Origin of the sequence: Thiomonas sp. 13-64-67 (assembly GCF_002282795.1) — a bacterium.
Taxonomy (GTDB): Bacteria; Pseudomonadota; Gammaproteobacteria; order Burkholderiales; family Burkholderiaceae_C; genus Thiomonas; species Thiomonas arsenitoxydans.
The window spans coordinates 1-24,234 of sequence record NZ_NCKP01000026.1 but is presented as its reverse complement, the minus strand read 5'-3'; the positions used below and the strand labels follow the sequence as shown (position 1 = coordinate 24,234).

Here is a 24,234-nt window from a genome sequence, read left to right as displayed (position 1 = left end):
CTGCTGTGCAGCCACGGCGAGCTCGCCGAACTTGCGAACCTCTATGGCCGGACACTCCATGGCCATTGATCCGTCGAAATTCCATCTGATCAATGTCGCTGACACCTGTTCGGTATGGAACGTGCTGTCGTCGGCTCGGCTGCACTCCGCCGCCAAAGAGGCGCATTGCGAGTTCTGCGTCACCAGCTTCGTGCGTTACGAATGCCTGACCAAGCCGCGAAGGGCCCCGTCTCCAGCAGAGACCGAGTTGATGCGACGGCTGACGCAAGAGCAGGCCCGGGGCGGCTTCGCCGCCCACTCCTGCGACATCGGCGACCTGCAGACCATTAAGCTCCTCGAAAGCAGGAAAAAGCTGGGCAAGGGTGAGCTGTCCTCCATCGCCTTCGCCATGAAGATTGGCCAAGCCGTCATCACCGACGACATGAAGGCGCGCAAGCTGGCTGAAGATTCAGGCCATGCCCTCGCGCAAACCACTTCGCATCTGTTTGCTTGGCTAATATTCAAAGGCCGCCTTGGCGACGCGGACAAGGCGACCGTCATTGCGCAGCACCAGTCGATGGAGCGTCCGCTCGCTCCGCATTTCGAGAAGGCCTACGAGATGGCGCTGCAATGCAGGCTCAATTCGATGCCGTGACGCGCAGCTCAATGAAAGGAACTTGGCCAGGGTCGGAAATCGTCGGTTAAGCCTTGTTCGGATCTTGGGTCAGTGCATCCAGCCTCACCTTGCATGCGTCGGCATCGAACTGCACCGAGGGCCATCCCCGCGTCGCATAGTCCGTATACATTCCTCTATAGCCGATCTTGAAAAACGCGAGCTTGTAGGTCATGGCCACCAAGCGATTGACCCGTTCGAGCAAGCTTTGCAGCTCAGACGGATCAACATCGAGCCCCCCATGCGCGGCCGCGTGCCTGATTGACTTCCAGGCTTTGATGTCTTTTTCGTCGACCACGCCGGCCTTGGCCAGAACATGAAGTCTGTCGCTCGCGCTGCTTGACTTCATCCCGCCCATGATGTTCTCGGCCCGCGTCTTCAAGGTCGGGTCCAGCGACTCGCTCTCCTTCACATAGTCGATGAGCCCGTCAATCTTTAGACGAACCTCGTTGTCGGGAGCACCTAGCTTTTTATAGATAGGCTCACAGAAGGCTTTCGACAGTGACGCCCAGCAGCAACGCGATCGTATCGAGCCAGACTCCCTTCAACGTGAAGAGACCGCCAATCTTTTTCGAAAGAGGCGGGGCCTCGTCGCCCCCGGCCTCCAAACAGGCATATTGGTAATAGCGCTCCATTAGGTGGTAGAAGTCAGCATGCGCATAGCCAGAAACGGCCGACTGAACATGACCGTTGTTGAACGGCTTGGATTTTGAAAGCGTGATCGTTTGCTTTCCTCCTTGGATCACCTCCCGCATGATGGGCCAGGCCAGCTTGGCTACAGAAAACTGAATGGCCTCCAGCAGGCGGCCATCGAAATGGCTGATAGGAGATGTCCCCGGTTTAGCCACCGCCGAGAGCTCGTGGGCGCTACCGGCCTTGACGGCAAGGACCGGGTAGTAGTCGATCTCAAGGCCATCGACGACTTCCTTGGCTGCGGCGCTCTTTGTCTTGTGACGCTTTCCATTTCGGACCGGCTCAGTCAAGGAATGGGCCGTGTTCATTCGTATGCCGAGCTCATCATGGAAAACAAAGTGAGCCAAAGTCCGCTGGTCGGGGGCGTCCAACTCAATCTGAATGAAGTCGCAAGAGATCGTCAAAATCTCTGCCTGCTGCAGTTCGTCACGTTTTAAGAAGACCGCCGGATGCGTCCATGCGCGGCCAGCCGTGTCGAGAGCTCGGAGACTGAAATAGTGATCTTCGGGAAAGATGTCCCCGGACTGGATGCGTTGCATCGCATTGAGCGAAGCAAACTGATCGTATGGATGATCGGCGTCCCGCTTCCACACTAATCGAGCTTCGACACCGTTTTCAGGATTGACGAAGAGCGAACCGACGAGCTCGTAGACCCTCGGGTTGTCAGCGCCGTTTTGAGTCAACGTGATCTCAAGACAGTCGATGGCCAGTTTTCCTTCGAGGTAGACCTGCTTGAATTCGTCATCATCGAGACTGGTTTTCATTCTTGTTGAGTCCGTTCGTTTTCATGGCGTGGGGCGGCCACAACCCCGTTCTGTAGAGTCGACCACGCAGGTATCGCCGCAGTCCTTTCATTCACTCTATGCGCCGCGCCGCCGGGATTATGAGCAACAATATGGCGTGAAGGCCAGACTCGGCCCAGATGGGCACCACTTTTTCGACAGACGTTCCGGCATCAATGTCTTGATAGACGAGGTGCGGCCGGCGCAAAATTCTTGGTCTCGAGCGCCGCGACAGGTTTCCGTTGCGCTCACGAATGTCTGCGATTTGCATTGCGCCTACTGCTACGCGCCGAAAACGAAGGCCTCCTTGACGGCTGATCAGGTGTTAGCTTGGTTGATTGAACTAGATAACGCGGGCTGCTTCGCGGTGGGATTCGGCGGCGGCGAGCCGACGCTGCACCCGCAGTTCGCCGTGATTTGCCGCCGGGCGGCGCGGGAGACCCGGCTGGCCGTCACGTTCACGACCCACGGCCACAGGCTCACCGACCAACTCCTGCAATCGCTTGCGGAGAGCGTCAATTTCGTCCGGGTGAGCGTGGACGGCGTTGGTGCCACCTACGAAACGCAGCGTGGTAGGAAGTACGACGAATTGGTCGTACGGCTCGGCAGCTTGGCCCGGGTGCTTCCCTTCGGCCTCAACGTGGTGGTTAACCACCGAACCATCGACGAGCTCGATGCGCTTGCCGACCTGGCGCATGGGTTCAAAGCGACCGAGTTGCTGCTCTTGCCGCAACAGGCGACCGTCGCCGTGGGTGGAGTCAGCCAGGCGCTTGCCCAAAGGCTGAAGGAGTGGGTGTGTAACTACGCCGGGCCGGTTCGACTCGCGATCAGTGAGGCTGGTGCGGACGGACTGCCGACATGCGACCCGCTGCCTGGCGAGAGGGGGCTGCGTGCGTACGCACACATCGATGCATCGGGCATGCTGCGCGCGAGCTCTTACGCTGCGGCTTCAGCCCCAATCGGTGAGACCGGAGTGATGGCCGCTCTCGACCGGCTGCAAAACACTTTTGGGATTCAACGAGGAACGAACTCATGAAAATCTGGACGGGCTATAGCTCCGAGCACTCGATGAACCTCGTTCTCATCGGGAAGTTCAAGCAGGCCAAGGACGCCGAGGACGTTGCCGACGTCATCAAGAAGCTGGAGGCACAGGCGACCAAGGACGACGCGTATGCCATCGCGCACGCTCCCCCGCAAGACCAACGGTTCTCGGACGGCATGATGGCGCTCATCCAGCAATTCCAACTCTACACGTTGGCACCGGAGGAACTAGGGCAGTTCAACTTCGAGCATTCCTTCAAGCGGGATGGCGACACCATCATGATTTCAACCGATGAGGCGGACGTTTCGGCATTCATCAAGCTCTTCGTCGAAAGTGGGGCGCGGGTGGAGGTCTATTCCGCGCACCACTACCCCGACAAGTCCCCACTGGCTGATTGAGGTCCGAGAACGAGATGCCTCAAGCAAACTGGGATGTCTTCACGCAACTGCCTGGCGCTGCCACGTCCAACTTCGAGAAGCTTTGCCGTTCCCTGGTGCGTCGCCATTACGGGCGCTTCGGGCATTTCAGGGAACTGGCTAACCAGCCCGGTGTTGAATTCCACCTCCAGCTGACGGAAGACTGCGTGCTTGGCAGGCCTCCGCAGTGGATCGGCTGGCAGTGCAAGTGGTACCAGTCGGCGCGCGGCGCCAAGCTGACCGCCGCGCAACGCACGAAGATTGAGGAAGGTCTTCAGAAGACGCAGGCGCATGTCCCTGGTGCCACCGACTGGAAGTTGTGGACGCGCTACCCGCTCGTCAAGGACGACCAGACTTGGTTTTACGGGCTGAGCTCAAAGTACTCGCAGTTCAAGCTCGACCTGCTCACTGCGGACGATGTCGAAGAGCTCCTGGCTGGGCCTGGCGCTTTGCTCAGGGAAACCTATTTCGGCGAGCTGGTCATCACCCCCGACTTGCTGGCGCAGCAGTACAAGATTGCCGCGGCCCCATTCCAGCGTCGGTACCAGCCCGAAGTCCACGTGGTGCAGGACGCCGAAGAGAACGCGATGCGCTGCTTGGGCGGCCAGGACGCGTGGCAGTCAATCGCCGACTTGGCCGCGAGTCTTCGCGCCGCAGCAGCCGAGATTGCGCCTGAAACGACGGCGCTGCCCACACCGCTGCAGACCGAGATGGAGCTGTTTCTCACGTACGTGGCAAATTCGGCCGTGCTGCTCGAGGAGCTTTACACCGCAGTCGTCGATGGCGACTTCGATGCGATCAAGCGGCTTCTAGTGACCATGCCCGCCAGCCCGACCAACTATCGAAGACTCCTGTCCAAGCTACGAGGGGCACGCGCGGCTTGCGCACCCCAGAGCGCAAACCTCGTGGCCGACCTACACGCCGTCGCCACTGAAGTGACGCAGCTGGGCGAGTCTCTTGGGGCACGGACGCTTTACGTTTTGGCTGCGGCAGGCGAAGGCAAGTCCGAGATGTGCGTCAAGGTGACACAGCCAGAGGGGGCCTTCCCGGGTGGCGTGCTGCTCCTTGGCAAGGATCTCCATGCGGGTCAGACGCTCGACGACCTGGCGTCCAGGTTCAAGGTGAACGGAAAGTCGGTCGAGACGTTCGAACGACTTGTCGAGGCCGTTGACGCGGCGGGTCACCGGGCCGGCAGGCGCTTGCCGATCGTCATCGACGGATTGAATGAATCCGAAGACCCACGGAATTGGAAGGAACTGCTCTCACGGGCCGACGAGCTCTTGAAGGCGTTCCCCTACGTCCTATTGGTCACGACCCTGCGCAATGAATTCGCGGAGGACTGCCTACCAGAGGGGATGGGCGAGTCGCCCACGTCCCACCGATTTGAGTTAAACGGCTTCAAGGACGACCCCCAAGCAGCCATCGACAAGTACTTCGCCTTCTACAAAATCGATAAGACCGACGCCGACCTACCGTTGGAGTTGCTGCAACATCCGCTGACCCTGCGCATCTACTGCGAAGTGGCCAATGCCGGACGGCAACACACGGTAGGCGTCGAAGCGCTGCCGAACTCGCAGGTCGCACTGTTCGAAGAGCACTTCAAACGGGTCGCAGTGCGCGTGGCGGACCTTTCTCCGAGCTCGCGACGGCTCTTCCAGGACGAGGTGCACGCGGCGATGAGGAAAGTCGCTGCCTCGCTCTGGGACAACAACGCCCGCAGCATGCCGTTTGACGTCGCCCGCGCGACGATCGACGGAGGCAGCAGCTGGGACGCCAGCATCATCCGGGCATTGGAGTCCGAGGGCATCCTGATTCGCACCGCGTTCGAGCAGGGTCAACAGGGAATCGCCTTCTCGTACGACCTGATGGCCGGACACATGCTGGCCAAGTACATCCTCAACAGCGGCGACGTGACGCAATGGGTCCAGAACGCCGAGAACCAGAAGAAGCTCGACGCCGGCAAGCCCGGCTCGCACACCTTCGCTAGCGATGCCTTCTACGCCTTGGTCGGCTTGTATCCCGGCAAGGGTGGTCAGCGACAGCTCTGGCAAGAGCTGCCGGGCAACTTGTCGTTGCGTGCGCTCCTGCACACTGCCCATTCGGACCCCTCGCAGATTGGACGCGAAACCGCCGACCGATTCGCGGAAGCGATGTTGGACTCCAGCAGCAAATTCGCCACGCTCGCATTCAACAGGCTGCGCGCAACCCGCGCCGCTCAAGCGCACCCTTACGACGCAAACTTCCTGCACACGGTGCTCAGCAAGATGACCAACACCCAGCGCGACTTCGTGTGGTCAGAGTGGCTGCGGGCGAAATCGACAGAAATCGAACGCGATTTGATGTTCCTCTCCGAGCGATGGGAGAACGAGACTCTTGGCCCGGCCGAGCTCCGTCGCGCTCGGTGGGTGATGTGGACGCTGACCTCCACCGTTCGCTACCTGAGAGACCTGGCCACCCGCGCGCTATACGCGTTCGCCCTAAAGCAACCAGCGCAGTACTTCGAACTGGCTTTGGAATCGCTGAACTGCTCGGATACTTATGTCCCTGAGCGAATGTTCGCTGCGGGCTACGGAGCCGCCCTGTCGAGCTGGGCCGATTCGTCGGCTGCTGCCATGCGGCAGACGCTTCCCACGACGGCGAAGGCCATCGTGCGTACTGTCTTTGCCCCTGGCGCCGTGGCTCCAACGCGCCATGCGCTGCTGCGACAGTACTGTCTGGGCATCGTGGGGCTCGCCCAGAAGATTGAATCTGACTGCGTTTCGACCGCGGATGCCGCGTACCTCTGTCCGCCGTTCGCTCACATGCCGTCTCCCTTCGATTCGCCGCCTGCTATTCCGGCGGACGACATCGAGAAGGCTGACCACGCGGCAATCACCATGGATTTCGGCAACTACACCTTCGGCCGGCTCATCCCGGGTCGTACAAACTACGACTATGAGCACCCGGGCTACATCGCCGTCCGAAAGGCAATCGTCACACGGATGGTTCAACTGGGATACGACCCGGAGGTGTTCGATCCCATTGATAGGAAGCTGAACTCTTGGCGTCAGCAGGATGGCGACAAAGAAAAGGTCGACCGCTACGGCAAGAAATATGGCTGGATTGCCTACTTCGAGATGTGGGGTCAGCGTTCCGACCACGGGCTGCTGGACCCGATGCGCAATGATGGTCGGCCGTCCGATGTTGACATCGACCCGACGTTCCCGCCCAAGCCGCGACACCTGACGTTTCAGCTGCCGGAGCTTTTCAACGGCCATCCCACCGAGCTGAAAGGCTGGATAGTCGATGGCCCACGCCCCGACTATCAGAATCTGCTCGAAAGCCCCGAGCTCGATGGAATCGCCGGGCCCTGGGTGCTCCTCGACGGGTTCATCGAACAAAACGCCAAGGGTGACTACCGGCAGGTTTTCAGCTTCCTGCGCGGGCTACTGGTCGACCGAGCAGACGTCGAGCCACTGACGAAGATTTTTGCTGGCATGGAATATCCGGGCAACGACGCCATACCTGCTTCCCGAGAGAGTTTTTATACCTATGCGGGCGAAATGCCGTTCGAGACTGCTCCAGGAATGCCACCATGGGGGCAAACTGAAGACGAGGACAAGTTCCGCAAAGTTTCAACGGACCGCTGGTCGGGGGAGGGTGTTTCGGTAACGATTCCGGTGCAGCAATACCGCTGGGAGAGCTACCACAGCCAGCTCAATCCGCATGGCGGGACGGAGTTTCCGTCAACTGAGCTTTGTGAGGCATTGGGCTTGAGCTACCGCGCAGGTCAGTGGGACCTCCATGACAAGCAGGGTGCCGCTTCCCTGTACCGCGAGGTCGGCGAAGACGACAAGGAGGCGCACGGCCATCTTTCATACCTGCGAGCCGATCTGCTCGAGCGTTACCTGGCGGCAACCGGCAAGGCCCTGGTCTGGCTTGTTTGGGGCGAGCGCGGGCTGCACTACCGGGCGGGTGAGAGTCGAAGCTTGCATGGATTCTTAGCTGATCACAAGCACATCCACAAGCGAGCAGTCATTCGACCGGCGTTCGACCATGCCGTCGGAGCGATGGCTGCACCGCTGGCCGACCGGATTGCGGGGGCACGGGAAAAGCGACTGACTTCGGGCGATGCCTGACTGTGAACGCGAGACGACTTGTACTTGGATACTTGGCGCATTGCAGGATGGATGTGTCGAATGCAAATCTGCCGGCAAAGGCGGTGGCTCCATCTCAAAGGGGCGGTGGCGGACTTCTTGCTGGCCTACAGGACTATCGGGGAGAAGGATTATTCCTCCCGTTCAGGCGGTCTAGTCGCTGTCAAAGCACCGGGGAGCGCAGCCCGCAATGCGGACCGGCCTTGGCGGATCAAACTCAATGTCCACCGGTGCAATTATGCATATTCAATGCATACACAAGGCGCGCCAAGTGGCGGCCCGCCATCTATCCTTATGCTGCCACTGGAATTCACGCAGGAGCGGGCCGATGCTGAAAGACATGGCCGGAATGCTCTTCGATGTCCATGCTGATCATGGAATGATCCGGGTCAGTGTGAGGCCAGGATGTCCAAACCCGGCAAGCTCCGCACGATCTTCATCGTCTCCAGGCTCACCATGACCACGCGGCAGAAAAGCTCCAGCGGGTAGCGCGGGTTGTGCATGGTTTCAATCGCCCAATCGTTGGCGTCGTTGACGATGCCGCTGGCCTTGTCGGTTTTCACCCCTTGGCGCTCGACCACCCAGTCCAGCGCAGGCTTGCCGTTGACGACGTAGTCGTAGGCGGCGAGCGGAATGCCGGTCAGTGTGATCTTGTCGTTGTAGTGCAGGGTGGTGAGGTCTTTGTTCTGGCCGGCTTTGCCATAACGCATCTTCTCGACGCGATAGTCGGCGTCGGTCAGCAGCAGGCCGCCGCCTTCGATCTGCAGCGGGTAGGGCTCGACGGTTTCGTAATTCAGGTGCAGCGCAGCCAGATCGCGCCCGGCCTGGGAGAACGCCCAGAAATCCGCCGCGGTTTTCACGCGCGGGATGCGCGGCAGTTCCTTGGCGAGGTTGTCGGCGTAGCGCTCGCGGTAGTCGGGCGAATGCAGCAGGCCGTAGACGTAATAGAACACGTCTTCCTTGCTGATCGACTCGCTCGAATACGCCGCGCAAAAATGCGCGAGCCCGGCGTCGGTGATCGCATCGCGGCGGGTGCGCTGGCTGGTGGCGGGCTTATGCTCGCTGGCAAAGAGTGCGTCTTGCTTCGGTGTCTCGGGTGCGTCTTCCGCTTCCCCTCCGGTTTCATAGAGGTAGAGCGGAAAGCATTGGGTTACGCCAATATCAACCATGCCCAGATTCGGCAAAGTATCGACAATCAAAGCACAAAAACTGAATTTCGCACCGACACCCGCCACACATATCGCCAAGTTTTTCGCCGCCGCATCCGGAAAAATGCGCGGCATCTGCAACACCATTTCGTTGAAGCGCCGGTTGAAATACAGCCATTGCTTGGTGAAAGGCCGGTACAGGCTGGGGATCAGGCTGGCGGGCTCGAACGCGAATTGCCGCCCTTTGCTCAATTCCGCCTTGAGCGCACGCGTCCAACTGATTCGCGTGGGGTCGGTGTCGATGAAATCGTCCACGGCAGCGTCGCGCGCTTTTTTGTCCAGATGACGGTGGGCCTGCTGGAAGCGTGCGGTTTCGCTGTTGTAGAAGGCGATCATGCGCGTCATGTTGGCGCTCACGCCTGACTTGGAAGCGTTGTAGCACCACGCGTCGCGGTTTGTGACCACGCCCAGCGAGAAGTTCTCGAACAGCCGTAAACCGTCGGTTTTCTTGTCGCCCAGCACGACAAATTCGCCGAAGCCGTCGTCGCGCTGCTTGAGCCAGTCGCCATGCGCATCGGGCGTGATGGCCTGCCAGCCACCCGCTGCGGTGATGCCCGCGACGCTGGCGTAGTCGGCGATTTTTTCCAGCTTGTCTTCGCGGCTGAGGTAGTCGCCGATGTCGTGGAAATGAATCTGTCCAGGGTTCGCGGCGTCGGGGTTTTTGACCAGCAGGGTGATGGCGATGGGCGCGCGGCTGCCGCTGCCGAAAATCTTGCCGCCTTCGCGCCGCGACAGTTCGCCGGACGTGCGCTGATTGCCGCGCAAGTGAAACACGTACAGGCTGGAAAACTCTTCGGCGAGCGTCTTGCGCAGGCCGTCGGCGGTGTTGGCTTCGACAAAACCGGCGTTGGTGACGAAGCCGACGATGCCGCTCTTGCCGATGCGGTCGGACGCCCAGCGGATGGCGCGGATGTAGCTGTCGTAGAGCCCTTTTGACAGCATCGCCTTGGAACGCGCGGCGTAGGTGTCCGTGATGCGCTGATCGAGATGTGGATAGCCGACGTTCTGGTTGTTGTCGTTCTGGCTGCCCTGCCCGATGGAATACGGCGGGTTACCGACGATGACCCGAATATCCAGCTTTTTCTGCCGTTTGCGCCGCGCGCTGTTCTTTTCCAGCAGGGCATCGACCAGGTCTTCCTTTTCGTAAAGCTGGAAGGTGTCGGTGAGGCAGATGCCTTCGAAGGGCTGGTAGTCGCCGCCGACGATGCCGTGATACACGGCTTCGATATTGATGGCGGCGATGTAGTAGGCGAGCAGGACGATTTCGTTGGCGTGGATTTCGCTCTTGTATTTGGCGGGCAATTGCTCCGGTTCAATCAGTCCGCTTTGCAGCAGCCGGGTGATGAAGGTGCCGGTGCCGGTGAAGGGGTCGAGGATATGCACGCCGGGGCTGCCGAGCGTCTGGCCGAATTCGCTTTGCAATAGATGCGCGACGCTGTGCAGGATGAAGTCCACCACTTCGACCGGGGTGTAAACGATGCCTAGGCGCTCGGTCATTTTGGGGAAGGCGTTGCGGAAGAATTTGTCGTACAGCTCGACGACGATCTTCTGTTTTCCCGCCGCGTTGTCGATGCCCGCTGCGCGGACTTTCACACTTTCGTAGAACGACTGGAGCGTGTCGGCCTCTTTGTCCAGCCGGTGTTCCTGCAATTGGTCGAGCACGGCCTGCATGGCGAGGCTCATAGGGTTGTGGCTGGCGAAGCTGTAGCCTTCGAACAGGGCGTCGAACACCGGCTTGGTGATGAGGTGCTGCGCCAGCATTTCGACGATTTCATCATCGCTGATGCTGTCGTTGAGATCGTCACGCAGTTCTTTGGCAAAGGCGGCGAAGGCGGTGCGCTCGGCGGTATGGGCGGGGTCTTCGAGTATGGCGTGGATGCGGTCGATGTGGGTGCGAGCGATTTTGGCGATGTCGTTGGCCCAGTCTTCCCAGTGGTGGCGGTTGCCGACCTTTTGCACCAGCCGGGCATACAGCGCCCGTTCGATTTCGCCGATTTCGAATTGCAGTTCGGCCTGCGCCTGTTCGGGATGATCGGTGTTGGGCTCGCCGATGGTGTGCTGGCTACGTCCGCTGTTCTGGTTGCGCTTGCGCTGCTCGGGCGAAGGCTTGGCCGCTGGTTTCTGGATGTGGTCGGTGATGGCGACGACTTCCATCTTGCTGGGGTCTTTGCCGATCAAGTCGAGTTTGTTGATGAAAGCATCGAAGCGGTCGTCGTGCGAGCGCAGCGCCTGCAACACCTGCCAGACCACGGCGTAGGTTTTGTTGTCGTTGAGCGCCTCGTGCGGCTCCACGCCAGCGGGGATGACGACGGGCAGGATGACGTAGCCGCGCTTTTTGCCGGGCGCATTGCGCATCACTCGCCCGACCGACTGCACCACGTCCACCTGCGAATTGCGCGGGGTGAGAAACAGCACAGCGTCGAGCGCAGGCACGTCCACGCCTTCGGAGAGGCAGCGCACATTGCTGAGGATGCGGCAGGTGTGGTCGGGCGTTTCGGCCTTGAGCCAGTCGAGCTTGGCTTCTTTCTGGCTGGCGTTCATGCCGCCGTCCACATGCTCGGCCTCGCAGGTCAGCGCGACGGCGGGCTGCTCACTGCTGTCGTCTGAGGCGTGTTCCTGCTCCTGATACGCCTCGACCACGGCCTGAAACATGGCCTTGATCTGTTTGGAGCTGACCTTGTGGGTCTTGCCGCCTTTCTGTACTTCGATCACCTGGCAGAAGGCGACGGCGCGCTTCATCGGCGCGTCGTCGCCAATGAGGTCTTTGCTCAAATCCTGTTTGGACAGCGCCTTCCAGCAGCCGACGATGCGCGCGGCGTCGTCCACCTTGAGGGAGTTGCTTTCGTCGGCGAGCAGGTTCTGCAGGCGGCGATTGATGTGGGCCTCTTCCACGGCCAGCACGATGACCTTGTAATCGACCAGCAGGCCACGGCTCACCGCCTCGGAGAAGGTGATGACGTGCAGCTCGCGCCCGTACAGCGCTTCGTCGTCCATTGAGCACAGGACGATGTTTTCCCGTTCGGCCTTGCTCTTGGCGACTTCGCCGTAAATGCGCGGCGTGGCGGTCATGTATAGCCGCTTGGCGGCGCGCAGGTAGTCGGCGTCGTGCACGCGCACGAAGGCTGATTCATCGTCGTCGCCAAAGGTGGCGCCGGTGGTGCGGTGCGCTTCGTCGCACACCACCAGATCGAATGCCCCCAGGCCGAAGAGGTGCTGGGCGCGGTGCAGCACGTCAATGGAGTGGTAAGTGCTGAACACGACTGTCATATGGCTGGTGTCGTGCCGCGCCGCAATGGCTTGCGCCAGCCGCGCGGCGTCGGTCGTGGCGGGATAGCGCAGTTCGTGAATCAGGGTCTGGTAATCGTCGCCGTCCTGGCGCTTCTTGCCGACGTCTTCATCGGAACAGACGGCATAGCTGTGCAGCGGCACAGCGGATTCCTGCGTCCATTCGGTGAGGGTCTGCGACAGCAGGTTGAGACTGGGCACGAGGAACAGCACGCGCCTGCCCGCGCCCGCCACCGTCTCGGCGATTTTCAGGGCGGTGTAGGTTTTGCCGGTGCCGCAGGCCATGATGAGCTTGCCCCGGTCGGCGTCCGCCAGCCCGGCCGTCACTTTTTCCAGTGCGGTTTTCTGGTGGGGGCGCAGTTGTTTCTTGGGTTTGAGCGCCGGTGCATGATCAGGCTGGTAGCGCGCCCAGTCGATCTGGCTGGCCTCCAGGTCATACAGGCTGATGATCTGCACCGGCTTGTCGCGCTGCTGCACCAGGGCGTTGACATGCTGGCTGGCGGTGTAGCTGGTGAGGAACAGCAGACCATCGGTGTAGGGCTTTTTGCCCATGGCCGAAAGAAAGGAATCGATGCCGTCGTCCTTGCGGATTTTGGCGTCCTCGGCGTAGAACTTGGCCTGGATGGCAAAGATGCGTGGGTTGTCCGCCACGTCTTCGACGGCTACCAGGTCGATGCCTGCGTCAGCGCCTGGATCAGACTGTCCTTGCTGCCTGCACTCAGTACGCCACTCTTCCCACAAGAACACCTTGCCGCCAAACAAGTCCCGCCAGGCGGGCTCTGCCAGCAGGTACGCCTTGACCAGCTTCTCGAAGTAATAGCCTTTTTCTCGTTCGGATTGGGCCGCGTCGCGGTAGGTGTCGAGCAGGCTGGATAACGGAGTCATGGGGGCGTCGGGGCGGAGGGCGTGTTGCGGGGATTCTAGGCAGGGCATGGGCTAATAAATCATCGCCGCGGCTACGGCTTCGGGATTGGCGTATGCGGCGTGCTGGCCATAACTCAGTCGCCGATCGGCATGGGGCTCAAATCGGCATCGACGCCAACAGCGAGAGATGCCCGGTTGTCGTTGGAGACCGCTACAGCAGTGAGGACTGCGGCGCAGCGGAAACCGGCCCGGCGTCGAACACATCCACCGGCGCGAGCTTGAGCAGGCTCTTCGCATCGTCCAGTGACCCGTACAGCCACTGCTCCACGTCGCCGAACTCGATGGGGATCACCGACCGCTTGTCCTGCGCGTCCGGTGGCAGGTCGGCTTCAGGCTTGTGCATCCGTCGCATCAGCGGGTGCGCGTCGGCGTTGAGTGTGAGCATCGTGTAGCTCTCGACCACCTCGCCGGTGATATTGTCCACCCACGTATTCCACAGTCCCGCCAGTCCCCACGGTGCGCCGTCGGCGCGGCGGAAGCGCCACCATATGTTTTTGCCCGTCTCCCAACAGGGTTCGTCGAACGACGTCGCCGGGATGATGCACCGCTGCCCGCGCTTCCACGGATCGCGAAACGTTGGCTTCGCCGCCAGCTCCTCCGACCGGGCGTTGTTCGTCGAGTAGGCCAGCTTTGCAGCCTTGGCGAAGAATGGAATCAGCCCCCACTGGCCGACAACCAGTTCCCGCTCACCGTCCGCCGCCCGGATGAACGGGCCCGGTGCGCGTGGATGCACGTTGGGGGACCACGCGCGCGGCTGCCCAGTCTTTGGCCGCCAGTGGCGTTCGATGGCGTCTGGATCGGCAGCGACGTAGCGATTGCACATGGCGGAATTGTCCACCTTTCGAACGTCGTGGGACTTGTGCGGGCGACCGTGCTTAAATACTGTTCTTATGAACAGCCTCTGTGTTTCTCTCCATCCCCTCGACACCCGCGCCATCCTGATGGGACAGGCCGAGGTGGGAGCGCCCATGTTGCGCCTGCCAATGGGCGCGGCGCGCGTGGCGATGGGATTTCCGTCGCCCGCCGAGGACTTCGAGGACGACAGCGTCGATTTGAATGAACTGCTGGTTCGCAACCCGCCTGCGACCTTCCTCTACCGCGCCACAGGCTGGTCGATGATCCAGGCGGGGATCTGCGACGGCGACGTGCTGATCATGGATCGCAGCGTGCGCCCGCAGGACGGCGACGTGGTCATCGCGGTGTGGGACGGCAACGCGCCAGTGTGCAAGGTGCTCCATGTCTTCGATGACCGCATCGAGCTGCACAGCCGCAACCCACGCATCGCCCCCATCGTGCTGTCGCCAGACACCGAAGTCGAAATCTTCGCCGTGGTCGGTGTCGCTCGCCAGATGCGCCGCGAGCATGGCCGCGTCGGTCGCCAGTCGTGAGGCCGCCCTGTGTTCGCGCTGATCGACGGCAACAACTTCTACGCGAGCTGCGAGTGCGTGTTCCAGCCGGAACTGCGCGGCAAGCCGCTGGTGGTGCTGTCGAATAACGACGGCTGCGCCATCGCGCGCTCTGACGAGGCCAAAGCGCTGGGTGTGAAGATGGGGCAACCCATCTTTGAGGTGCCGCCCGCCGTGCGCCGCCAACTGGTAATCCGTTCGGCCAACTTCACCCTCTACGGCGACATGAGCGCGCGCGTGCTGGCCATCCTGCGCGAGGTCGCGCCGCGCGTCGAGTCTTACAGCATCGACGAATCCTTCCTCGATCTCACCGGCATCGTCAAGCCCGGCTCGCGCGAGGCCTTCTGCCGCGAGCTGCGCGAGCGCGTGCATCGATGGACGGGTATTCCTAACTGCGTCGGCATCGGCGCGACCAAGACGCTGGCCAAGCTCGGCAACCACGTCGCCAAGTCTGCCGTGCGCAAACCCGGCAGTTATCCAGCCGAGCTGGGCAGCGTGGCCGACCTGTCGGCGCTATCTCCGCAAGGCTTGTCCGCAGTGCTGGCCGCCACGCCCGTGGGCGAACTGTGGGGCGTCGGGCGGCGCTGGGCGGCCAAACTGCGCAGCATGAACATCGAGACGGCGCTGCAACTGCGCGATGCGCCGCGCGTCCTGATTCTGGACAGCTTCGGCGTGGTGCTGTCACGCACGCAGCGTGAACTCGCGAGTGAGCCGTGCCTTGCTTTGGAGGAAGTCGAGCCTGATCGCCAGCAGATCATGGTGAGCCGATCCTTCGGTGAGCGTGTCGAGGATCACCAGTCCATTGGTGAGGCTTTCGCCACCTTCGCGATGCGTGCCTGCGAGAAATTGCGCGCGCGTGGCCTCGTGGCCAGCGCCGTCGGCATCTTCGCCAACACGGACCACTTCCGCCCTGAACTGCACCAGCATCACCCGCAACGCACGACTGACCTGCCGCGCGCCACCAGCGACTCCCGCGTGGTGCTCAATACCATCCGTCAGATGCAGCGCGGCTTCCTCAAGGACGGCTACGCCTACAAGAAGGCCGGGGTGTGGCTGATGGATTTGAGCCGCCCCGATCAGTTGCAGCCGGACCTGTTCTCAACCATCACCATCGGCGACGACAAACTGATGCAGACGCTCGATGCGATCAACCGCCGCTACGGGCGCGGCACGGTGGGATTGGGTGCGACCGGCTGGCGGGAACGTCCGCAGTGGGGAATGCGGCAGGCGACCCTGTCGCCGCGCTTCACTACGTCCTTGCACGATCTGCCGCGCGCGATCTGCTAAGCCAAACTTGGGCTCAGGGTTCTGGCCTGGGCGATGATCGCTCGATTGGCTACAACGTCGCCGTGGCAGACGTCACGGACGCGCAAGGCGAGCAAGTCGCAGCCACGGAGTTTGCTGTCCAAGGCGAGATTGAACAAGGCAAGCCACGCGTGTGCTGATCCACTTCCAGGCGGGCCTGGATGGCACAGATGTCCTTCAATTTGAGTGGTGACTTCTGCCCGATGACTTTCCCCTTGTTTCACGGGGCGGGGTTTCTCGGCGTACTAGAGGCTTGGGTGTTCATGTCGATCTCCTTTGAGATCGTAGCCGCAGACGGTACGGCGGCACGACCTCCAACGATGGTCGCGCACAAACTTTGCGCCGAAACCTCAAGGGCTGCACCCGGCCATCTGCTGCCGTTCGAGGATTCTGGCGAGCAGCCGTCCGGACGACCGCTGTACTTCGAGACCTGCCGGAAGGTCAATTCACACTTCTCGGCCAAAGCGGGAACTGGCCGTCGCTTGTGGCAATGACAGCCATGGTGTGCTCAGCGGTCGCTGAGGTCGTCTGTATGCTGAGCTGCCTCCTCCATCGCCTGTTCCGGCGCCGCTTCCTGGAGGAGTTGCAGCGCCTGCACAAGCGCGGACGATTGCGCTTCTTCGGCGAGCTCGCGGCGCTGGCTGAACCCCGCACCTTCGCCCAGTGGCTCGCGCCGCTGCGCCGCACCGAGTGGGTGGTCTACGCCAAGCGCCCGTTCGCAGGCCCCGCGGCGGTGGTGGCCTACCTGTCGCCCTACACGCAGGTAGGTCGAGTTGTCCCGCAACGCGCTACTGTCACGGACAAATCTCGTGGAAGAGTCTTTCTGCTGCCTCGTCCAGATTGTCAATTTCTGAACGTCTGAAATGAACCCAATCTTCTTCTCGTGACAGCCGACTCTCGACGATCACATAGGAGCCCGGATCGCTCTCAAGGACCCGCACAATGTCTTGCTTGTGAAACCACGGCATGTTCGCGGCCAAGGCGTTCTCCAGAGTCTTACGCCACCCAGCGACATCGCGGAAACGCGGGTGCTCCCTGAGCCGCGCAAAGCCTCGCGAGAGCTCGACATTTCCGGCCTGCAGGGCAGGTGACGTGATGTCGAAGCGGGATGCCCATCGCCTAAGCAACCCGGAAAGAAGGGGTACGGCTGCCAGGGACGAAATCTGCTGCACCAAATTGCAGAGGCTCTCGAAAAAGGCATCGTCGCCCAGCGCAAGGTAGCGGTGAAGGATAGGCGCTAGCCGCTCGTCTAGAAGTGGTCCTGTCGCCTTAAGGCCGTCGGGGCATCCGACAAAGGGCAGCAGGATGTCGGCGTCGGACTCAAGCGCTTGGTAGAGGCGATCGGCATCGCCCTGGGCGCCGAGGCTAGCGATGAATTGTGCCCCGTAGGTGCTTATCCAAGGCCATCGCAAGCGCTCGCCGTGCCAGGGCATAGGCAGTTCGAACCGGTTAGCCGCAGCAATGGCGGGGCGAAGTCGCTCAGGAGTGGACGTGCCGCCAGTCGATGTCGAACTCTCCCGGCCCACAACATGCCCTTCGGGGGTGAACGTCATCGAGGGTGTGAAGCGGACGACGGCCGTCGAAGGATCGTTGGCAGGATCCGCCAGCGCGATGAGTCTCTGTACTTCCTCCCGGTCCAAGCGCGAAAGCGCGATAGGTGTGGCGGCATCGATCCCGAGGTTAGGGGCACCGCGAAGAGCACGCACCGCCGACGAATAATCGAGAAGCTGGGTCGAAGTTGGCGCCGGTGACTTAGTAATCTGTGATGCGCTGGCTACGGCCCCCGGATGGCGACGACCCGCTTCGATTTCGTCGACAATCCGACCTAGCAGGGGTGCCCCGCGGCAGGGCGACGTGGCTACGATGCGGCGCAGCCGCGGGTACAGGTCAGGATCGTTGTCTTGAGCTCGGCGTCGCTCCTGCAGGCACTTCGCCGCCAGCCAAACTGAAGACGTGCTGGTCAGCACGTCTTCAATATCCTGAGTACGACCGCAAAGGCGAAAGGCTCTAACGACTGACGCGTGCAGAAGGGGCGTCTGAACTCCGTTAAGCAATCGCTGAATACCTGCTGGCGACGGATCACTCATCAAGCTCGCGTAGAGCCATCGTGCCGCATCGGATGGCAACGGCAAGTTGCCCCTGACGAGCAGGTCGCTCCACTGCTGCTCTAGGGCCGAAGTGATGAACGCAACGAAGTTCGCTTCGCCCTCGGACAGCAGCTCTGACACGCCATTCTGGAGCATGGCGCTGAGAGAAGCATGGGCCTGCAAGTTGTCATCACGATCTATCGTCAAGGGCGTGCTTTCCGCCAAGATCGCTGGGGCGATCGTTTGAAGGACCGCGGCGAAGGGTAAGCGACCCGCCGCCCAGATGGCGGCGCGCCGAACCACCCAATGGACCGATGAGTCCGTCGCAAGCTTGACAAGCTGCGGTGCGAAGCCTTCATCCCGCGTCCGCATGGCGACAATGCATTGCCATAGGGCGAGTTCTGACGAGGCGAGTCTAGCTACCAGATCGCTGGCCGACGCAGAGCCGCATGCGCTGAGCGCCTGAGCGAGAAGCGGGGCGACTTTAGGATCTGGCTCGACGGCAATCTGATGCCGGAGCACCTCCGCCGCGCGTCGGGAGCGCCGGCGCGCAAGCCCAGCGGCGGAGGCAATTCGGACCAACGGGTCGCCGTGCTGAACGCCTTGCATGAGTAGGTCAGTGACCTCGGACCACCCGGCTTCGGCAACCGCGGTGAGACAGGACGCAAAGAACAAAGGCGGCAGCGAAGCAGCCGACGGCGACGCCAGTTCGGCTTGCAGTATCGGGACGCCGGCAGCGAACGGCTGTTTAACAAAGAGCAGTACAAAAAACCTGTCCCAAAAGCCGGCGAGCGGATCTACCCGCAAAGCCGCCAGACGACTCCGTAGTGACCCAAGATCCACGTCCAGGAAAAGAAGGACCGTTAGAGCGGCTTGACGGCGGAGAGCCGGCGCGGATGGGTCGAACAGGATCCCCTGATATCGCGCAGCATCATAAGCAGTGGGTGCGAAGGCAGGCCCCAGGAGGGCGTACTCCTGAGAGATAGGATCGGCTGCTAGAGGGTCGACCAAAGTCTCAAACGCAGGGTGACCGATAAAGAGTAGGACCCGCCAAGCATTGGTCTTGACCTCGGCTTCGCCGCCATCGGTCTCGAGAATGTCGACACAAAATGAGCGTAGCTCGTGGCGCGCCGCCCAGATGAGTGCCCCAATGGGCCCCAATCCGAGCGATCGGGTTGCGAGCATCACCGATGCCGACATTTTCGGCAAGGCGGCCAGAATTTCCACCACATCCTCGCACCGCTCGACCGTCAACTTCACGCCGCTCCAGGGGGCGTCGCGATGAGTCCTGTTGTCGGTTGGACGCGCAAAGATTTCAAAGGCAAGCGCAAGCGCAGCGCGCCCACCGTCTAGTAGCAAGACTGGCAACAGCAGCTGTTGAACATCCTCTGGTTGCGACTTTGCGAAGGCGACAATCTCGGCTGTCGACGACTGGCGTTCATAGCGGGCGGCAATTAAAAGCACTGGCAGGCTTTGTCGACGCTCCGCGGCGTTCGCTGCCTGGGCGACCGTAAATACGAGGAGGTCTTGGAAGCGACGAGGATTGAGCGCGAGGATCGCTTCGACCACAGGTCGCGCCCAATCATAGTCACCAAAATAGCGAGAACGCTGCTGGGCCAACAGATCCATGAGAAGACCATCTACTCCTTCTGAGGAGCGTTCCGGCAGAATGGATCGGAGGAGATAGAAGTCGGCGATGCGCTCGGGTCGCGCGGCTACGGCAACGACCTCTTGCGCGGAGACCAGCGCCCGGCGGGTCACGTAGCTGGCGAGACTGCGCCACGCCTCTCCTCGCAGAAATGCCTCTCGGCCAAGGAGTTCCGCTTCAGCAGAACGGCCCGCTTTGTCGAGATGGAATATCTGCGCGGCGATATCGCCGTGTCCGCCGTACCACTCTGCCAAGGCGCCGTGGGCACTCTGGCGCACCGCTGGCGCGATTCCGGACTCCAGCCCGGCGCGAACGGTTTCGTGCATCTCCAGAAGGCCTTCAGCTTCGATCCGAAGCAGGCCAAGATCCACGAGTGCCTTAATGGCAGTGCCGACATTTTCATTCGGGAAAGCCGCCTCGGCATCGTGCCGCCGAAATGGCAGAGCGAAGCAGACAAGACGCTCCGCCGCGGACTTGGCGCCTGGCGCGAGTTGATCGAAACGGTTTTGCTCCGCAGCCGAAACCATATCCTCAGGCGGTCTGCTCGCGATGGCGAGCATCGCGTCGAGCGTTGGTTGGCGGGCCACGGCCTCAGCCAGTTGCGCATAGAGCCCGGCCGGCCGGCCAACGGTGATGCGATTGAAGATCTCCCACAGCACGCTCCGGTCGGCGCCGAGGTGGTAACGACCCACGAGGCTTACGAACTCATCCCAGCGGAAACCGCGCATATTGATCGCGAGGACGCCGGCGCTGTCGGTCTCGACAGGGCTCAGCTCGCTAAAAGTGCTCTGCTGGCCAAACACCACGAGGCGGCAGGACCCCGGCGTCAAGGCGCGGGCAAATCGTCCCAGGTCCCGGCCGAATTGGGCGTTGCAGGTTCCCTCGGCCAGATCCAACAGCAACTGCACTGGCCGAGATAGGCCACTGCATATCTCCGCCAAACGGTCGATCACCGTCTCGTTGGCGGGCTTGCTCTCCACAGCGAGAGCGAACAGGTCGGGTATTCCCCGGCGCAAAAGGTGGAAAGCGACTCCGGACATCACGTCGCGAAATGCCGCGTTTGCCCGCACGCGGACGTAGATTGGAAGGCGCCCCGGATCGTAGTCCTCCAACGCGGCGGCCGCCTGGGCGGCAAGCGTCGTCTTGCCAGACCCGGAGATACCTACGACCTCGACGACCGTAGCGGATCCAGGCTTGACCAGTCCATCGGTCAAGTCTGATCTCAGAATCCCATTTTCTGGTGGAATTGGAGGCTCTGTCGCAGCACTCATCTGCGGCCAGGCGCTGCGGAGCTGCACTTCGAAAGCCTGCCGATCGATCATCTCTCCCGGCCGTTTGGCGACATCGTTGATGAAGGATCGGAAATTGCCAAACAGGTTGTATTCCACAACCTCGGGTGAAAGGCGATATTCGCGCTGCAGTCGGTCTTTGAAGCGCTGGCCCACCTCCGCCTCTGACCCATAATCGTCCAGAATTTCGACCCGGGCGAGCACCCCTGGAAGTCGCTGGTCGATCCAGGCAACCCTCTCTTGATAGGCACGCACGACGTCGGTGCCGGCAGTTGCTGCGCTCAACATTTGGCCGTAGGTGGCGACCAGGAGATCACGCGCGTCAGTGGCGATGTTGGGCGGGTTCTTGAAACGCCATCTAAGAAGGGATCGCCGCTGCCCGCCGGGAAGTTGGTCCAATACCGCGGCGCGAGCCATCAGGTGAACCACCGACCAGTAGAGCTCCGCCTCTCGATCCGCCGCTGCGCAGTTGGCCGCGACCAGGCGCCGGACTTCCGGCTGCACGGCGTCCCCCAAAATCCAGGCCTGCCGGCTGTCCGAGGACGCGAGCTGGTCCAGGGTGTTTGGCAGAAGTTCATCCGCGACTTCGGGAAGTCGCCAAGGCTGATTTTTGGGGATGCCCTGATCCGTCTCGCGCGGCTTCTTGACCTGAACGTAGCGGCGACGGCCGTGCCCGTTCTCAGTCCAAACCAAATCCAAATCGTCCTTGCCTTCAGGTCGTGCCCGCGCGTCGCCAGGATGCTGGTCGAAGTGATCAAATAGCTGATCCAGAATGACGATCGCTTGGTAATCAAAGCCGCTTATCGCGATCCGTCCGCCGGACATGTTTTCCCCTGGAGCTTCGCTTGAATATATTAGGTCGTTTTGGCGATAGTGAACCGCCCCGGGTTCAATGGAGGCCGGCCGGTGTGAGCCAGTTGGGGATGGCGCCCAGAACAGCCGGAGTGCCGACGATCTCGGCGACCACTTCCTGAAGCATTGCAGCCGTCGGCGCCGGTGGTACCCAGCGTCCGCCTTGGCCGAGCTTCTGCCACTCACGAAGCTCGCCGAACGACTGCTCCACTCTGACACTGGCCATTGGACTTTTGCGAGGCCGAGCGACTGCAACGGGTTGCATTGCTGACGTTCCCCTGGACTAAACGATACAGATTGGTCGAGACGGATATCTTTGTCGTTTGCTGAACCTGTAGTTAGCAGCAGCCAAAGCGGTATATCGAATCATTGGATTTTTGTGATTCGTTCGATTGCATCGATGGGCCATGCGAGTCGGCGATTTGGCAGCTTGATGGGCTGGATGCCGCAATAGTGACCACTCTTGGATCGTGCCTTGTGAATCGACTCGGGCTCTACGTGCAAGGCTGAAGCCAATTCTTCCGTGGTGAGGTACGCCCGAGGAGGTACACCTTTTTGGGTTGCCCCATAGGCGGTCACTTTCGCGGAAGTTTGGGGTGGCATCGGGCCTTGCGCTGATGTTGATGCCCGTCCGAGCGCATCGATCCTGTCGAGGATGGTTTGAAGAGGTTCGGCCGTGTTGGCAATATGGGCTGCCAGATCAAAATCGATAAGGTCAGCCTGTGGGCCGTTGTCAAAGAGCTTCTTGAAAACGGTGATCCAGGGAAGGGGCCTGAGGGCACTCAGGCGTTCCTGCACCTGACCTTCGATACACCACAGCATGAAGGCCTCAGGGGTCAACTGAGTCGGGAACTCACCGTTATCCTCGCAGTTGTCATTCCACTCCTCAAGAATTCTTCTGGCCGCTGAAAAGGAAGCGTTTTGTGTGCCCCGAATGACAGACCCATCAAGACCAACGGCTCCGTCTGCTGGAAGCGCTGTGCAGCCGACCTTGGGTGCCAGCCCAGCGAAAAGCATCGCCGCCATCACAGGCGTCCAGCTATCCATCTGCAGGTATTTGAGCAACACCTTCTGCACTTGTAGGCTGAGCTTGGCGCGTTGCACTGGCGACTTCTCAATCATGCTTTTTGCTCTCCTGTGGCCAGTTCTAAAAATTCTGCACCGTGAACGCGGCAGATCAAAAACGGAAGTGAAGTGCACATGCTACAGAGGGGCCTGACATGGATTCAGCTGGATCAAGTCGGCTCTAATTTGCCTACATGGTGCCTACATGAGAAAAAATGAAAAAAGGGCTTAGATGGGGGTGTCCATCTAAGCCCTTGATTTTTAAGGAATTTTTTGGTGGCCAGGGGCGGAATCGAACCGTCGACACGCGGATTTTCAATCCGCCGGTCAGGAACCAGCCAGAGCAGCGCCACCCCTACATAAAACGCAAGCGCCGCCCCTGCCTGCCAAAAACTGACCACGATGCCTGCAAGGTAGAGCACTGGCGAGAGCTTGCCCTTCCAGTCCTGGCCCAAGGCGCGCCGCAGCACCGATCGCTCGCCTTCCGCGGCGATCAGCGTGTTTTGCAGAATCCAATAGGCCATCGCAGCCATCAGCAGCACGATGCCGTACACCGCGGCAGGCAGCTCGGCGAAGTGGTTTTCCCCCAGCCAGCCGGTGACGAAAGGGAAAAGCGAGAGCCAGAACAGCAGGTGCAGGTTGGCCCACAAGACCGCGCCCGAAACCCGGTCGCACGCCTGGAACAGATGATGGTGGTTGTTCCAGTAAATGCCCACATAGACAAAGCTGAGCACATAGCTGAGAAAGACCGGCCACAGCGGCAGCAGAGCGTCGAGATGCTCGCCGTGCGGCACTTTCAATTCCAGCACCATGATGGTGATGATGATGGCGAACACGCCATCGCTGAAGGCTTCCAGACGTCCTTTTTTCACGCGCTCAACTCCCCTGATGCCAAAACGGCACGCCCACCATGGGCGTGGAGGCTTGCGCCACTTCGCGCGTGCGCATGGGCAGCGCGCGGTGGGCCAGACGGCCGGCCTGCACGCTCAGTGTAAAAGCGCGGGCCATCGCCACCGGGTCGCCGGCCTCGGCCACTGCGGTGTTCACCAGCACGGCGTCATAACCCAGTTCCATCACCTGCGCGGCGTGGTGGGGTGCGCCGATGCCGGCATCGACTACCAGCACGCTGTCTGGCAGGCGCTCGCGCAGGGTGCGCAGCGCGGGCAGGTTGCGCGGCCCGGCGCCGGTACCGATGGGCGCGGCCCAGGGCATGATGGCGGCGACACCGGCGTCGCGCAGCTTGAGTGCAGTGACTAGATCGTCGGTGGTGTAGGCGAACACGGCGAAGCCCTCACGCACCAGAGTTTGCGCGGCGGCCACGGTGCCCCAGGGGTCGGGCTGCAGAGTGTAGTCGTCGCCGATGACTTCGAGCTTGATCCAGTGGGTGCCGAAAATTTCGCGCGCCATCTGCGCCACGGTGATGGCCTCTTCCGCCGAGTGACAA

General features: G+C 61.2%; 15 protein-coding genes and 3 pseudogenes. 8 read left to right on the top strand and 10 right to left on the bottom strand.

Going from position 1 to position 24,234, the window contains the following annotated elements:
- Positions 1–58 precede the first annotated feature (58 nt).
- Positions 59–634 (top strand): PIN domain-containing protein, encoded by a 576-nt coding sequence (locus tag B7X30_RS08305; protein ID WP_286730206.1) that lies wholly within the window; start codon positions 59–61, stop codon positions 632–634.
- A gap of 46 nt (positions 635–680) precedes the next feature.
- Here the strand turns inward: B7X30_RS08305 and B7X30_RS08300 are convergent, their stop codons facing one another.
- Both B7X30_RS08300 and B7X30_RS08295 read right to left on the bottom strand, forming a co-directional pair.
- Positions 681–1,034 (bottom strand): hypothetical protein, encoded by a 354-nt coding sequence (locus tag B7X30_RS08300; protein WP_286730205.1) that lies wholly within the window; start codon positions 1,032–1,034, stop codon positions 681–683.
- 100 nt (positions 1,035–1,134) lie between these two features.
- Positions 1,135–2,109, bottom strand: a complete 975-nt coding sequence (locus tag B7X30_RS08295) for a hypothetical protein (RefSeq protein ID WP_286730204.1) — start codon at positions 2,107–2,109, stop codon at positions 1,135–1,137.
- On the opposite strand from B7X30_RS08295, the gene B7X30_RS08290 reads away from it, so the two are divergent.
- From B7X30_RS08290 to B7X30_RS08280, 3 genes are read left to right on the top strand one after another with little or no spacing between them, the layout of a single operon-like run.
- Entirely contained in the window at positions 2,078–3,163 is a 1,086-nt protein-coding gene (locus B7X30_RS08290) for a radical SAM protein (RefSeq protein ID WP_286730203.1), read from the top strand. The two genes, B7X30_RS08295 and B7X30_RS08290, sit on opposite strands and share 32 nt — an antisense overlap.
- The gene (locus tag B7X30_RS08285; RefSeq protein WP_286730202.1) at positions 3,160–3,567 is read left to right on the top strand and encodes a DUF6375 family protein; all 408 of its coding nucleotides are present in this window, start codon (positions 3,160–3,162) and stop codon (positions 3,565–3,567) included. The genes B7X30_RS08290 and B7X30_RS08285 overlap by 4 nt, the downstream gene beginning before the upstream one ends.
- A gap of 14 nt (positions 3,568–3,581) precedes the next feature.
- Entirely contained in the window at positions 3,582–7,703 is a 4,122-nt protein-coding gene (locus B7X30_RS08280; RefSeq protein WP_286730201.1) for an NACHT domain-containing protein, read from the top strand.
- Between the two features lie 407 nt (positions 7,704–8,110).
- On the opposite strand, the gene B7X30_RS08275 is transcribed toward B7X30_RS08280, so the two are convergent.
- Together B7X30_RS08275 and B7X30_RS08270 are read right to left on the bottom strand one after the other, a co-directional pair.
- Positions 8,111–13,099, bottom strand: coding sequence for a DEAD/DEAH box helicase (locus B7X30_RS08275; protein ID WP_286730200.1), 4,989 nt, complete (start codon positions 13,097–13,099; stop codon positions 8,111–8,113).
- Positions 13,100–13,289: 190 nt separating this feature from the next.
- The gene (locus B7X30_RS08270) at positions 13,290–13,961 is read right to left on the bottom strand and encodes an SOS response-associated peptidase (protein WP_286730199.1); all 672 of its coding nucleotides are present in this window, start codon (positions 13,959–13,961) and stop codon (positions 13,290–13,292) included.
- A 67-nt stretch (positions 13,962–14,028) separates the two neighbouring features.
- On the opposite strand from B7X30_RS08270, the gene B7X30_RS08265 reads away from it, so the two are divergent.
- Both B7X30_RS08265 and B7X30_RS08260 read left to right on the top strand, forming a co-directional pair.
- Positions 14,029–14,526: a LexA family protein gene (locus tag B7X30_RS08265; protein ID WP_286730198.1), complete on the top strand. Its 498-nt coding sequence runs from the start codon at positions 14,029–14,031 to the stop codon at positions 14,524–14,526.
- Positions 14,527–14,535: 9 nt separating this feature from the next.
- The gene (locus B7X30_RS08260) at positions 14,536–15,831 is read left to right on the top strand and encodes a Y-family DNA polymerase (protein WP_286730197.1); all 1,296 of its coding nucleotides are present in this window, start codon (positions 14,536–14,538) and stop codon (positions 15,829–15,831) included.
- An 8-nt stretch (positions 15,832–15,839) separates the two neighbouring features.
- On the opposite strand, the pseudogene B7X30_RS08255 reads toward B7X30_RS08260, so the two are convergent.
- Positions 15,840–16,054: pseudogene (locus B7X30_RS08255) on the bottom strand (integrase); the annotation flags it as partial.
- Here B7X30_RS08255 and B7X30_RS08250 point away from each other — a divergent pair.
- Together B7X30_RS08250 and B7X30_RS08245 are read left to right on the top strand one after the other, a co-directional pair.
- A complete protein-coding gene (locus B7X30_RS08250; RefSeq protein WP_286730196.1) occupies positions 16,011–16,343 on the top strand; it encodes a hypothetical protein in 333 nt (110 codons plus the stop codon). The pseudogene B7X30_RS08255 and the gene B7X30_RS08250 sit on opposite strands and share 44 nt — an antisense overlap.
- Positions 16,344–16,393: 50 nt before the next feature.
- Positions 16,394–16,609 (top strand): annotated as a pseudogene (locus tag B7X30_RS08245) (transposase); the annotation flags it as partial.
- 34 nt (positions 16,610–16,643) lie between these two features.
- On the opposite strand, the gene B7X30_RS08240 reads toward B7X30_RS08245, so the two are convergent.
- The 5 genes and pseudogenes from B7X30_RS08240 to B7X30_RS08220 form a co-directional block, all read right to left on the bottom strand.
- Entirely contained in the window at positions 16,644–21,698 is a 5,055-nt protein-coding gene (locus B7X30_RS08240; RefSeq protein ID WP_286730195.1) for a HEAT repeat domain-containing protein, read from the bottom strand.
- Between the two features lie 64 nt (positions 21,699–21,762).
- Complete coding sequence (locus B7X30_RS08235; RefSeq protein WP_286730194.1) at positions 21,763–21,936, bottom strand: hypothetical protein; 174 nt, start codon at positions 21,934–21,936, stop codon at positions 21,763–21,765.
- 155 nt (positions 21,937–22,091) lie between these two features.
- Entirely contained in the window at positions 22,092–22,847 is a 756-nt protein-coding gene (locus B7X30_RS08230; RefSeq protein ID WP_286730193.1) for a hypothetical protein, read from the bottom strand.
- 257 nt (positions 22,848–23,104) lie between these two features.
- A pseudogene (locus tag B7X30_RS08225) lies at positions 23,105–23,662 on the bottom strand (TMEM175 family protein); the annotation flags it as partial.
- A gap of 4 nt (positions 23,663–23,666) precedes the next feature.
- Positions 23,667–24,234, bottom strand: a 568-nt coding sequence (locus B7X30_RS08220) for a beta/alpha barrel domain-containing protein (protein WP_286730192.1), incomplete at its 5' end; no start/stop codon positions are given.

Bases quoted from the DNA above. Each gene is read 5' to 3' on its own strand.
- B7X30_RS08305 (WP_286730206.1), top strand. From the start codon at position 59: ATGGCCATTGATCCGTCGAAATTCCATCTGATCAATGTCGCTGACACC.
- B7X30_RS08295 (WP_286730204.1), bottom strand. From the start codon at position 2,109: ATGAAAACCAGTCTCGATGATGACGAATTCAAGCAGGTCTACCTCGAA.
- B7X30_RS08285 (WP_286730202.1), top strand. From the start codon at position 3,160: ATGAAAATCTGGACGGGCTATAGCTCCGAGCACTCGATGAACCTCGTT.
- B7X30_RS08280 (WP_286730201.1), top strand. From the start codon at position 3,582: ATGCCTCAAGCAAACTGGGATGTCTTCACGCAACTGCCTGGCGCTGCC.
- B7X30_RS08275 (WP_286730200.1), bottom strand. From the start codon at position 13,099: ATGACTCCGTTATCCAGCCTGCTCGACACCTACCGCGACGCGGCCCAA.
- B7X30_RS08270 (WP_286730199.1), bottom strand. From the start codon at position 13,961: ATGTGCAATCGCTACGTCGCTGCCGATCCAGACGCCATCGAACGCCAC.
- B7X30_RS08265 (WP_286730198.1), top strand. From the start codon at position 14,029: ATGAACAGCCTCTGTGTTTCTCTCCATCCCCTCGACACCCGCGCCATC.
- B7X30_RS08250 (WP_286730196.1), top strand. From the start codon at position 16,011: ATGGCACAGATGTCCTTCAATTTGAGTGGTGACTTCTGCCCGATGACT.
- B7X30_RS08240 (WP_286730195.1), bottom strand. From the start codon at position 21,698: ATGTCCGGCGGACGGATCGCGATAAGCGGCTTTGATTACCAAGCGATC.
- B7X30_RS08230 (WP_286730193.1), bottom strand. From the start codon at position 22,847: ATGATTGAGAAGTCGCCAGTGCAACGCGCCAAGCTCAGCCTACAAGTG.